This window comes from Arthrobacter sp. (assembly GCF_030540645.1).
Lineage (GTDB): Bacteria > Actinomycetota > Actinomycetes > Actinomycetales > Micrococcaceae > Specibacter.
Map to the genome: position 1 here is coordinate 1 of NZ_JAUNVV010000101.1, position 11,621 is coordinate 11,621.

Sequence of the window (11,621 nt, forward strand, 5' to 3'; positions counted from 1 at the left end):
GTGGTGCGGCCCTTGGACAGCCGGTGCATGGCGGCACTGACTTTGGCTTCGGTGGCGAGGTCCAGGTTGGAGGTTGCCTCGTCGAGCATCAGGATGGCCGGGTCCACCAGCTCCGCCCGTGCCAGTGCAATGAGCTGGCGCTGCCCCGCCGACAGCGAACGCCCGCGCTCGGCCAGCTCATGCCGGTAGCCGCCGTCGAGCGTGGCAATGAAATCGTGTGCCCCCACGGCCCGCGCGGCAGCTTCCACCACTGCGTCATCGGCGTCCGGGCGACCGTAGGCGATGTTGTCGCGGATGGAGCCGGTAAAAAGGAACGCCTCCTGCGGGACATAGCCCAGCTGCCGCCGGTACCCGGTGAGGTCCAGCCCGCGCAGCTCCTTTCCGTCGACGCGGACGCTGCCGGCATCGGGGTCGTAGAAGCGGATCAGGAGCTTCATGACGGTGGATTTGCCAGCCCCGGTCTCCCCCACCAATGCCACCGTCTCCCCGGGCGTAATCTGCAGGTGCAGGCCGCGGATCGCCTCGGGAGGTTTGCTGAGACCCGCATACGCCGGACCGATCTGCCGGGAATCCGCAGGTCCGCGAAGGGCGGGGCGGCCGCTGCGCTGGAGCGGCTCGGACGGATAGCTGAAGTGGACCCCGGCCATGACCAACTCGCCGTCGAGCCGGCCCGGGTCAGCTGCGCCGGCCGCATTGGGTGTGAGCGTGTCCATCTTCATCAGGTCCGCAATCCGCAGCACCGACACCCTCGTCTGCTGCCAAGCGTCAAAGACCTGGGAAAGCTGTTGGATCGGAGAGAAGAACATGTCGATGTACAGCAGGAACGCGATCAGCGCGCCCGTGCTCAACGCTCCCCCAGTGACCATGCCCGCACCGACGCCCAGCACAATCGCAGCGGCGGCGTCGGACAGGAACGCAACAAAGGGGAAGTACGTGGCGACCAGCCGTTGCGCCGCCAGCCGGGACTCCAGATACCGTTGGCCGAAACCTTGAAACCGTTCGACGGTGAGCGCCTCGTGCACAAACGCCTGCGATTCGCGTACCCCGGCAAGGCTCTCCTGGAAGTCCGCGTTGACGACGGCGATGCGGTCACGCGACCGGTCGTACAGCCCCGCGGCCTTGCGCCTGAACAGCACCGTGGCGATGGCCAGCGGCACGACGACGGCGAAGACGCAGAGCGCCAATTCGGCATTGAAGATAACCAGGGCGGTGCCGACACCGGCGAATGTCACGAAGGCCACCAGCGCGGACAGCAGCCCATTCTGGATCAGCGACTCGAACTGATCCACGTCCGTTGTCATCCGGGTCATGATGCGCCCGGACATTTCGCGTTCGTAGTAGTCAAGGGACAGGCGCTGCAGCTGGGCCCAGATCCTGATCCGCAGGGACAGCATGATCCGCTGCGCCGTGCGGCCGGTGACGAATGTTTCACCGACCATGATGATGAAGTCCGCCAGTGTGGCGACCAGGTAGATGCCCGACGCCGCAAACAGCACGGATTCCAGCCCCTGGCCCACACCCTGGTCAATCCCCGTGCGCACCAGCACCGGGCCAATCAGCGAGGCTGCGGCGTCGAGCACCACCAGCACAAGGCCGAGCAGCAGCGGGCGGCGGAACTCCCGCAGCAGACCCCACAGGCTGAAATGTGGCTCCGGCCGTGTTTCCCGATCAAGGTCGACGGCGGCCACGTCCCTGACCGGCCTCAGCCCGGCGACACGGGCCAAGAGTTCCGGGGTCGGTGCCAGGTTGCGCCGCCAGCTGCCCCCTCCGCCGCGGCCCAGCCCGGCTCCGATGCTGGGTGCACCGATGGCCGATCCATTCGACGCTGCGGCTCCGGATTCATGCGGCTCGCCCCATGCGGCAGCGGTGGTGCCCCCACCGGATGCTGCAGCGTCTCGGGCCTTTTTGCGTGCGTTGTAGGCGGCGAGCGCCTCGATTCCGGCTCCGGCCGGCGGCGGAGCTTCCGGGTCGTCCGTGAATCCCGTCAGCAGCGACCGGTAGATGGCGCTGGTGGCCATCAGCTGTTCGTGACTGCCCCCGGCGACGATCCGTCCGCCGTCGAACACCAGGATGCGGTCGGCGAGATGCAGGGAGGAGAGCCTGTGGGCGACCAGCAGCATGGTCCGCCCATCGCTGGTTTCGCGCAACCCCTCATGGATGGCCTCCTCAGTCCTGGCATCCACGGCACTGGTGGCGTCATCAAGAATGAGGATGCGCGGGTCTGCCACGATGGCCCGGGCCAAGGCGATCCGCTGCCGTTGCCCGCCGGAGAGGACCAGTCCGCGCTCGCCCACCAGGGTGTCGTAGCCCGCGGGAAGTGCCCGGATGAAGCCCTCAGCCTGGCAGATCCGGGCAGCTTCCTCGATCTGCTGGTCCGTGGCATCCGGGCGGCCATAGGCAATGTTGGCCCGGACGGTATCGGAGAACAGGAAGCTCTCCTCAAATACTGTTCCAATGCGGCGGCGCAGCGGATTCAGCGCGAGGTTACGGATGTTGTGGCCGTCGATCCGCACCGTGCCGGATTGGGGGTCGTAAAACCGTGAAACGAGCAAGGATACGGTGGACTTTCCGCTGCCGCTCGGGCCGACAAGGGCAACGCGCTCCCCCGCGTTGATGTGGAAGGTGACGTTCTCCAGCACAGTCTTGGTGCCGCCGTCGTCCGTCCCGGTGTAGCTGAAGGTGACGTTGCGGAACTCGATGTCCCCGGCGACGTCGGCCAACTCCAGCGCATCGGGGGCGTCGGCGATGGCCGGTTTGAGGTCAAGGAGCTGGAAGATGCGTTCCATGCCGGCGCGCGCCTGCTGGCCGATGGTCAGCAGTCCGGCCAGTTGCCGTGCCGGCGCCATGAGCTGGGCCACGTAGGTGGAGAACGCCAGGAACGTGCCGAGCGTGATTTGCTGGTGCAGGACGAAATAGCCGCCGACGGCGAGGACGGCCACCTGGCCCAGCGACGGGATGGCTTGTAGCAGCGGCTGGTACCGGGCTTGGATGCGGGTGGCGCGCATCTGGGAGCCGTAGAGCTTCCCGGCAGAGTCCGCGATCCGGCCGATCTCATGCGCTTCCTGCCCGAACGCCTTGACCACGCGGACGCCGTTGACGCTCTCATCGACAATCTGCACCACCTCGCCCTCACGCTGTTGGGCGTCCCAGGTAGCAGGGAAAACCCTCCAGCGCATGCGGTAGGAGACCAGGAGCAGCGCCGGTGCCATGACCAGGCTGATGATTGCCAGCAGCGGCGAGAGGTACAGCATGACGGCGATGGATAACAGCATCATGAGCAGATTCCCGCTCATCATGGGCAGGAACGCGAGCAGTCCCTGGACCAGGGCGGAGTCTGAATTTGCGCGTGCCACGAGCTGGCCGGTGGGCATCCTGTCCAGGTTGCCGGCGTCCATCGTCTGCAGGTGCTTCTGCATGTCGTTGCGGAGGTCGTATTGCACCGACAGCGCCACTCGGCCTCCGTGGTACCTGCGCAGGTATGAGAATCCGAACGTGGCTGCGCCGAGGGCGATGAGCAGGGCCAGCCACGGCCACAGCGGAGAGGACGGTATCAGGATGACGTTGTCCACGATTTGCCGGGTGATCAGCGGAACAATCGTTTGGGCGGTGCTGCCGAGCACCGCAGCGGCAAACGAAATCACCATGTCTGCCTTGTGCCGCATGAGGTAGCCCCAGAGCCGGCGCACCCAGCCCTGATTCTTCGCCCGGTTCTTCTCCGCCGGCTGCATGCCAGTATCTGTGGCGGCATCCCTGAGCTGGGTCACCGTACAGCCGGTCCATTTGCGTGCACGGAAGCGGAGACGTTCGATGGCGACGCCTCTTGAACTGTCCCCGGTTCGACACCGGTCAGCCCGGCCATGCGCTGGGCGTACGTTTCGCTGACTGCTTCGTTGAGCCGGCCCAGCGTTTCCAGCATCCCCTCGGGGTCATTCGTCTTCGCAGCAAGGATCCGCAGTGCCGCCGACATGGCCGCGTCTGCGCGGGCCAGCGTCTGTGCACCTGCTTCAGTCAGGCGTAACCCCGCCGCCCGCTGGTCTCCGGCAACATCCGTCCGGACCAGCAGGCCTCGTTCAGCTAAGGATGCGACGGCCGCGCTCACGGCGGGTCGGCCCAGTTCCAAGCGGGCGGCAACCCGGGATGCACGTTCCTCCCCTGCCGAGATGGCAGCTAATACCCGATAGTGCGGGAGGCTGAGTTCGTCCAGAGACCGCTCCAGCAGCCGGGACACGCGCACCAGCGACCGAACAGCCGCAATTGCGGCATCCGGCTCACCTCTGACGTCCAGCCGTGTTTCCACTTGTTAATATTAGGCACTTCGTTCGGTCATCGAACTAGTTTCATGCGATGAATTTTCCGGCAGAGCCACAATCCAGCTGCCAAAGCACTGCGGGGGCTGTTGTGGTCCACGGACCCCGCTATAGCGACGTCGCATCACCACTACAGCCCCCGGAGCGCTTAAGCTGCGAAAATCAGACCTTGATCGGCAGCGTGGTGGGCTTGATGGCCGGGCGGGTGGCCTCGAACGCGGTGATGTCCGGTTCGTTGCGCAGCGTCAGGCCAATGTCGTCCAGGCCTTCGAGCAGGCGCCAGCGCGTGTAGTCGTCGACGTGGAACGGGACAACCACCGTGTCAGCCGTGACCAGCTTGGTTTCCAGGTCCACGGTGACTTCGGTGCCGGGTGCATTTTCGAGCACCTTCCAGATCAACTCGATGTCATCCTGGGCCAGCTCTGCGGCCACAAGCCCCTGCTTGCCGGAGTTGCCGCGGAAAATATCGGCGAAGCGCGAGGACAGCACAGCCTTGAAACCGTAGTCCTTCAACGCCCAAACCGCGTGCTCGCGCGAGGATCCCGTGCCGAAATCGGCGCCGGCAACGAGCACCGACCCCCGCGAGAACGGCTCCTGGTTCAGGATGAATTCCGGGTTCTTGCGCCAGCTGGAGAACAGTGCGTCCTCGAAGCCGGTGCGGGTGATCCGCTTCAGGTACACGGCCGGAATGATCTGGTCGGTGTCAACATTGCTTTGGCGCAGCGGGACACCAATGCCGGTGTGGGTGGAGAACTTTTCCATGGTGTTAGCTCCTTACGCTACGGTCAGTGCTGGTTCAAGGTCCGACGGCGAACTCAGGGTTCCGCGGACGGCGGTGGCGGCTGCCACTACGGGAGAGACGAGGTGCGTGCGCCCGCCCTTGCCCTGGCGGCCTTCAAAGTTGCGGTTGGAGGTGGAAGCGCAGCGCTCGCCCGGCTCAAGTTGGTCCGGGTTCATGCCCAGACACATGGAGCAGCCGGCAAAGCGCCATTCTGCACCAAAGTCCAGGAACACCTTATCCAGGCCTTCGGCCTCGGCTTCCAGGCGGACGCGGGCGGAACCGGGCACCACCATCATGCGGATGTTGGGGTCCTTTTCACGGCCGCGGATGATGTCCGCAGCTGCGCGCAGGTCCTCGATGCGGGAGTTGGTGCAGGAGCCCAGGAACACCGTGTTGACCCGGATCTCCTTCATGGGAGTGCCTGCTTCAAGGTCCATATAAGCCAGGGCGCGCTCTGCGGCAGCCTTCGCGTTTTCATCGCCAAAATCCTCCGGGAACGGCACGGAACCGCTCAGCGAAACACCCTGGCCGGGGTTGGTACCCCACGTGACAAAGGGTTCCAACGTGTTGGCGTCCAGGAAGACTTCGGTGTCGAATTCGGCGTCGTCCTCGGTAGTCAGCGACTTCCAGTACTCAACGGCCGCATCCCACTCTTCGCCCACCGGGGCATGGGGGCGTCCCTTGAGGTAGGCAAAGGTTGTCTCATCCGGGGCAATCATCCCTGCCCGGGCGCCGGCCTCGATGGACATGTTGCAGATGGTCATGCGGGCGTCCATGGACAACGCGCGGATCGCGGAGCCGCGGTATTCGAGCACATAGCCCTGCCCGCCGCCGGTGCCGATCTTGGCGATGATGGCCAGGATGATGTCCTTGGAGCTGACGCCGGGTCGCAGGGTTCCTTCGACGTTGATGGCCATGGTCCTGAACGGCTTCAGCGGCAATGTCTGGGTGGCCATCACGTGCTCCACCTCGGAGGTGCCAATGCCGAACGCCAACGCGCCTACTGCGCCGTGAGTGGAAGTGTGGGAGTCACCGCAGACCACGGTCATGCCCGGCTGGGTCAGGCCCAGCTGCGGGCCCACCACGTGGACAATGCCCTGCTCGGCGTCACCGAGCGAGTGCAGGCGCACACCAAACTCGGCACAGTTGTTGCGCAGCGTCTGGATCTGGGTGCGGCTGGTCAAATCGGCAATCGGCTTGTCGATGGCCAGTGTCGGGGTGTTGTGGTCTTCCGTGGCGATCGTCAGATCCGGGCGGCGCAGCGGCCGGCCGGCCAGGCGCAGACCCTCAAAAGCCTGCGGGGAGGTGACTTCGTGGATCAAGTGAAGGTCGATGTACAAGAGGTCGGGCTGGGCGGCGTCGCCAACACCCTCGCCCTGGCGAACCACGTGGTCGCGCCAAACTTTTTCGGCCAGTGTCTTTGCGGCTCTGCGCGGGGCCACCTTGGACAGGTGCTCGGCTGCTTGTGCTGCGCTTTCCACTGCTGTATTTCCCACCGCGTGGGGAGTGTTTGACTCGCTCACAGCAGCTCCCTTCACTCGGTGAATCCGTTCCCGACGGATGCCGCATTCGCATGGAATTTGGGGAGGTCCGTCGGCCGTTTCGTTGACTTGTATGCTCCCACTGTTCCAGTCTCCGCTGGATGGAAGCCAATTCTTCGATTTGCATCTCACATAATGAGACGTCAGTATCATTACATGGACAATTCTAGCGGCGTTGGCGTCATTGACAAAGCGGCCCTGGTGCTCGATGCACTTGAGGCCGGCCCCACCACCTTGGCACAGCTCGTGGCAGCCACCGGTTTGGCCCGTCCCACCGTGCACAGGTTGGCACTTGCCTTGGTACATCATAGACTCGTCAGCCGGGATATGCAGGGCCGGTTCGTACTCGGCGCCAGGCTCGTGGAGCTGGCTTCCGCCGCCGGCGAGGACCGGCTCATCGCCGCCGCCGGCCCAGTCCTGCTGCAATTGCGCGACTCCACCGGTGAGAGCGCCCAGATCTTCCGCCGCCAGGGCGACTCCCGTGTGTGCGTGGCTTCGGCCGAGCGTCCCATCGGCCTGCGCGACACCATTCCCGTTGGCACGCAGCTGACCATGAAGGCCGGCTCGGCAGCTCAGGTCCTGCTGGCCTGGGAGGACCACGAGCGCTTGCTTGAGGGCCTGCACGGTGCCCGCTTCACTCCGACTGTCTTAGCTGGCGTCCGACGCCGGGGCTGGGGCCAGTCTCTCGGCGAACGTGAGCCCGGGGTCGCCTCGGTCTCAGCACCGGTGCGCGGCCCCTCCGGACGCGTCATCGCCGCCGTCTCCATCTCGGGTCCCATCGAGCGCCTGACCCGCCAGCCCGGTCGCCTGCACGCTGAAATCGTGTGCAACGCCTCCCGTATTCTCACCGAAGCCCTGCGCAAGAGCGCTTCCTAGCCTCACCTGTTGCTCCCGGCTAGGGTGTGGGAATGATGAACTATGCGGTGTTCCTGCGCGGAGTCAACGTTGGCGGCATCAACATCAAGATGGCGGTTCTACGGACAGCCTTGGCCACGCTGCCGGTCTCGAACGTCAAGACGCTGCTGGCCTCTGGAAACGTCGTGTGCACGGCAGAATCATCCGCTGCCGAGCTCAAATCCAAGGTGGAGGCGCTGCTGCGCGAATCCTTTGCATATGAAGCCTGGGTGGTGGTGGTCAATGAATCGGAACTGGCCGCCATCGTCCACGCCTGCCCCTACCCGGACGACGACGCCACCCACCACGCCTACGTGACCTTGTCCGCGGAGCCGGCCGTTCTTGACGAGCTGGCCCGGCACGCCGGTGAGATTCCCGGGGCCGAACTTGCCCGGTTGGCTCCGAATGCACTGGCTTGGCGGGCAGCCACAGGCGGGACCCTTGAGAACCCGTTTAGCAAACTTTCGGCTCGGCCACGCTACAAAAGTACGACGACGACCCGCAACCTGCGCACGCTCCTCAAGTGCCGCGACGCCATGCTCTAACCCCACCGCACCGTCAGGGGTGGGCTGCGGCCAGGGCTGCCTGAAAGTCACGGTAGTGGGCAATCTCCGCCTCGACGGGTTCCCCCACCAGTACCTGGGAGACTGCGGCGACACTCTCACGCAGCCGACGTCGTGCCTGGGCCGCCCTCGCCTTGGCACCGGCCAGTGCCAGGAACTTGCTGGAGACCGCTAGGAATATCCCCACCACCACCCCTGCCAAAACCATGAGCGTGGGCAACGGCCAGCCCTCCACCTTGGGCGTTTCAGGGACGGGGAACTGGAAGTAGCCCATCACGGCGAGCCCGCCCAACCACAGCAGCCCACCCACGGCCACCAGCAGGGCAAGCCACTGGAAGACGGCAAACAGCGGCCACCACCAGGCACCGGTGTTGGCTTTCAAGTCTGTGCCAGCCACGGCCTGATCAAGCGAGTCGGGCAGCACCTCGCGGTTACTGCGCGCAGCCGAGCGGATGGAAGCGCGCCATGGACCAGCGGCTCCTTCGCTGGCAGCATCGGCGAAGCCCCGGATGGAGGAGTCGATCCGGGCCAGCTCGGCGGCCCCGGCCGGCGGAAGTGAGGTCCTGTTCAGCTCGGAGGAATCCTCCCGGCGCAGGCTCAACCGACGCAGCGGGTCTTTGCGGAAACGGCTGATCCAACGTGTCACGGGCCAGCCGGTCCGCCGGGTAGCCTCGAGCCGGTAGGAGCTGCCCACAGCCGAAACCACCGTCTCAATATGCACTGCGTCCGCCAGCCCGGCGGCGAGCTGCTTGCGATCCTGCTGGTGCACTCCGGCAGCGTCGCCCTCGCCGGAGGCCTCGGCCAGGCGTTGAGCGGCGACGGCAACATCGGCCGCCAGCCGCGCCGACTTGGCTGCCTTCGCCTTCACGACGGCGGCAATGCGTGTGCGCAGCCCGTCCACACCCTCACCGGTCAAGGCCGAGACGGCAGCCACCTGTGCCTTACCCAGGCCGTCGCGCTCCAGTATGGCGGCCAGCGAATCCAAGACGGGCTTGATCTCGGACGGAGCCAGCTTGTCGACCTGGTTCAACACCACAAGCGTCACAGCCGCATGGCTGGAAAACGGTCGAATGAAGTCATTGTGGACGGCGGCATCAGCGTACTTTTGCGGGTCGACCACCCACACCAGCACGTCAACCTGCCCGGCCAGGCGCTCCACGATCGCGCGGTTCTCCAACTGGACCGAATCGAAATCAGGCAGGTCGAGCAAAACCAGCCCGCCGGCGTCGGACGTCAGACCCGGCACGGGGGTGCCTTCACGACGGTCGGCAACCTCAAGCCAGTCAAGCAGCGGAGCACTGCCCGGCATGCCCCAGATCATGGCCAACGGCTCGCTAGTGGTGGGGCGCCGGACGGCAACCCGTGCCGCATCCGAGCCCGCCACGGCGTTGAACAGCGAGGACTTTCCGCTGCCAGTGGCTCCGAAGAAGCCGACGACAGTATGGTCGGCGCTCAGTGAACGGCGGGACGAGGCGCGCTCCAGGACGCCGTAAACCTGCTCCAGCGTGGCGTCGTCGAGGCGGCCTTCACCCAGTTCGCGTGCTTCGTTCAACGCCACCAGTGAGCGGTCAAGGCTGGATTCGGCACGGGCCTGGCGGTGGCGGCTCATGCGCGCTCCCCCGTTCCGCCAAGGCTGGCCAGTTGCGCGGCCAGCGCCTGCAATCGCTCCGCCGGCGCGTCAAGGGAGTCCTCGCCGTTGCCGATTCGATCCAGAAAGCGGCGTTTCTCGTGCTCAAGCAGATTTTCACAGCGCGCTTCGAGAGACAGTTTGGCTTCCTTGGCCAGACGCCGCACGGCATCCTCGCCAAACATGGCTTCCAGCACTTTTTGACCGACGACGGCGGTACCTCCTGCAATGCCCACTTCGGCTCCCGTCAGTCCCCCGGTGAAAGAGAAAACGACGATCATCAGGACCACACCGAGGCCGTTGACGCCAAAGGACATCCATCGGGCCTGGGTGCGTTTCGCTGCCCCTTCCGCCCTGATGAGTTCAAGCACTTCGCCCTGCCAGGCACGGATTTCAGCGGCTGATTGGGCAGCGAAGTCTGCGCTGGTGGAAGACAGGTCATCGGTGCCCAGCAGCTGCCTGCCCGCCGGATCTGCACGCCAGCGCTGGTCTGCGTCTTCGGCTGCACGCGATGCCTGATCGACAATGACGGCCTGCAACCCTGTTTCAATGGCTGTTTCAACCTTGACGGCCGGCGGTGGCTGGCCCTTGAAGAAGGCACCGATCCTGTCCCGCAGCCGGCCAATGCCGGATTCCAGCGCCCGGAAAAACTCGCCAGTACCCACGAAGTCCTGCCACCGTGCCAGCACTTCTCCGCGCAGCAGCGTGCCGTCACTGCTGGCCTTGCTGATGCGAACCGCAGCGTCGGCAAAGGCGGATTCAACGTCCTGGGTCAGCTGGTTGCCGGCATCCTGCTGTGCCGTGGCGGCACTGGCAAGAACCTCCAGCCGTCCGGAGAGGGAGCGCACGGTGCCATTCAACGTGCGGCGGACAATGTCTGCACGGCCGGCTGAATCGTCGCTGATCTCCCGCAGCCAGTCAAGGATCGGCGCAACGGTGTGTGCCGGAAGCATGCCGAGTTCATCAAGCGCAGTTTCCGCGACCACGAACAACTGTGCCCCGGCCAGCCCTTCGCGTTGGAGCATCGCCTGCAGGTCCTCAGCAACTTCAGCTTCGGCACCCTGGGGCACACGATCCAGGATGACGGCCACGGTGATGTCCCGGGATGCCGCATCCAGCAGCAGTTTCCACGGGACGGCGTCGGCGTATCTGTTGGCAGTGGTGACAAAGAGCCACAAATCCGCTGCGGCCAGTAACTGTCCTGCCAGCTGGCGGTTGTCATCGGAGATGGAGTCGACGTCGGGCGCGTCAAGAAGTGCCACACCGGCCGGCACAGCAGGATCCGCCACCAGGACAAGAGAGGCCATCGCCGATGCGTCCGGGGAAGCACCGGCCCGCGAGGCCGGTGTGTGCGCCTTGACAATTTCCCCGTGCACACGGTGCAGCGTGGGCAGGACCCGGCCGGAGGTGAACCATGGGGCGTCGTCCGGGTGATGCAACAGGATAGGTTGGCGCGTGGTGGGACGAATGGCGCCCGAACGCGTCACGGGATGACCCACCAGGGCGTTGACGAGCGTGGACTTCCCGGCACCCGTGGATCCGCCTACCACGGCCAGCAGCGGAGCGTCCAGGCTTTTCCAGCGCGGCAGTATGTAGTCATCAAGCTGCGCAAGTGCAGAAGTGGTCGTGGTGCGGGCTTCGTCCACGCCCGGCAGCGCCAGCGGCAGTTCCAGCCCGGCCAGCTCGGTGCGCACATTTTCCAGCAGCTCAACGGCTGCCTCTTGTACCAAGGCAGAGGCGCCATTGCTGCTTGAAGGACTCGAATCGGTGGAGTTCACAGCTTCATCATGCCAGTTCAGGGCGGCAGGGCACGGGATTACCGCGTGGTAAATGCCCAATGGTTGCCCAGCCAGCGCCTGCCCCTGCTGGAAACGTGGATCACCACAACGGGCCGGATTTATCAGCGGA

Annotated in this window: 8 protein-coding genes; 2 read left to right on the top strand and 6 right to left on the bottom strand. The window is 65.2% G+C overall.

Annotation, left to right across the window (positions count from 1 at the left end; all coding sequences use genetic code 11):
* From Q4P21_RS14580 to leuC, 4 genes are all read right to left on the bottom strand, one after another.
* Nucleotides 1-3,764: ABC transporter ATP-binding protein (locus Q4P21_RS14580; RefSeq protein WP_303389462.1), on the bottom strand; the 3,764-nt coding region annotated here is incomplete at its 3' end.
* On the bottom strand, nucleotides 3,761-4,297 hold the full coding sequence (locus Q4P21_RS14585; RefSeq protein WP_303389463.1) for a MarR family winged helix-turn-helix transcriptional regulator: 537 nt from the start codon (nucleotides 4,295-4,297) through the stop codon (nucleotides 3,761-3,763). The genes Q4P21_RS14585 and Q4P21_RS14580, both read right to left, overlap by 4 nt.
* A gap of 172 nt (nucleotides 4,298-4,469) precedes the next feature.
* On the bottom strand, nucleotides 4,470-5,069 hold the full coding sequence (gene leuD, locus Q4P21_RS14590) for a 3-isopropylmalate dehydratase small subunit (RefSeq protein ID WP_303389464.1): 600 nt from the start codon (nucleotides 5,067-5,069) through the stop codon (nucleotides 4,470-4,472).
* A 12-nt stretch (nucleotides 5,070-5,081) separates the two neighbouring features.
* Entirely contained in the window at nucleotides 5,082-6,530 is a 1,449-nt protein-coding gene (leuC, locus tag Q4P21_RS14595; protein ID WP_303389467.1) for a 3-isopropylmalate dehydratase large subunit, read from the bottom strand.
* 255 nt (nucleotides 6,531-6,785) lie between these two features.
* Here leuC and Q4P21_RS14600 point away from each other — a divergent pair, with 255 nt between their 5' ends.
* Together Q4P21_RS14600 and Q4P21_RS14605 are read left to right on the top strand one after the other, a co-directional pair.
* Entirely contained in the window at nucleotides 6,786-7,505 is a 720-nt protein-coding gene (locus Q4P21_RS14600) for an IclR family transcriptional regulator (RefSeq protein ID WP_207345713.1), read from the top strand.
* 32 nt (nucleotides 7,506-7,537) lie between these two features.
* The gene (locus Q4P21_RS14605; protein ID WP_303389465.1) at nucleotides 7,538-8,068 is read left to right on the top strand and encodes a DUF1697 domain-containing protein; all 531 of its coding nucleotides are present in this window, start codon (nucleotides 7,538-7,540) and stop codon (nucleotides 8,066-8,068) included.
* A 13-nt stretch (nucleotides 8,069-8,081) separates the two neighbouring features.
* Here the strand turns inward: Q4P21_RS14605 and Q4P21_RS14610 are convergent, their stop codons facing one another.
* On the bottom strand, nucleotides 8,082-9,695 hold the full coding sequence (locus Q4P21_RS14610; RefSeq protein WP_303389466.1) for a GTPase: 1,614 nt from the start codon (nucleotides 9,693-9,695) through the stop codon (nucleotides 8,082-8,084).
* Nucleotides 9,692-11,443, bottom strand: a complete 1,752-nt coding sequence (locus Q4P21_RS14615) for a dynamin family protein (protein ID WP_303389468.1) — start codon at nucleotides 11,441-11,443, stop codon at nucleotides 9,692-9,694. The genes Q4P21_RS14610 and Q4P21_RS14615 overlap by 4 nt, the downstream gene beginning before the upstream one ends.
* Nucleotides 11,444-11,621 lie beyond the last annotated feature (178 nt).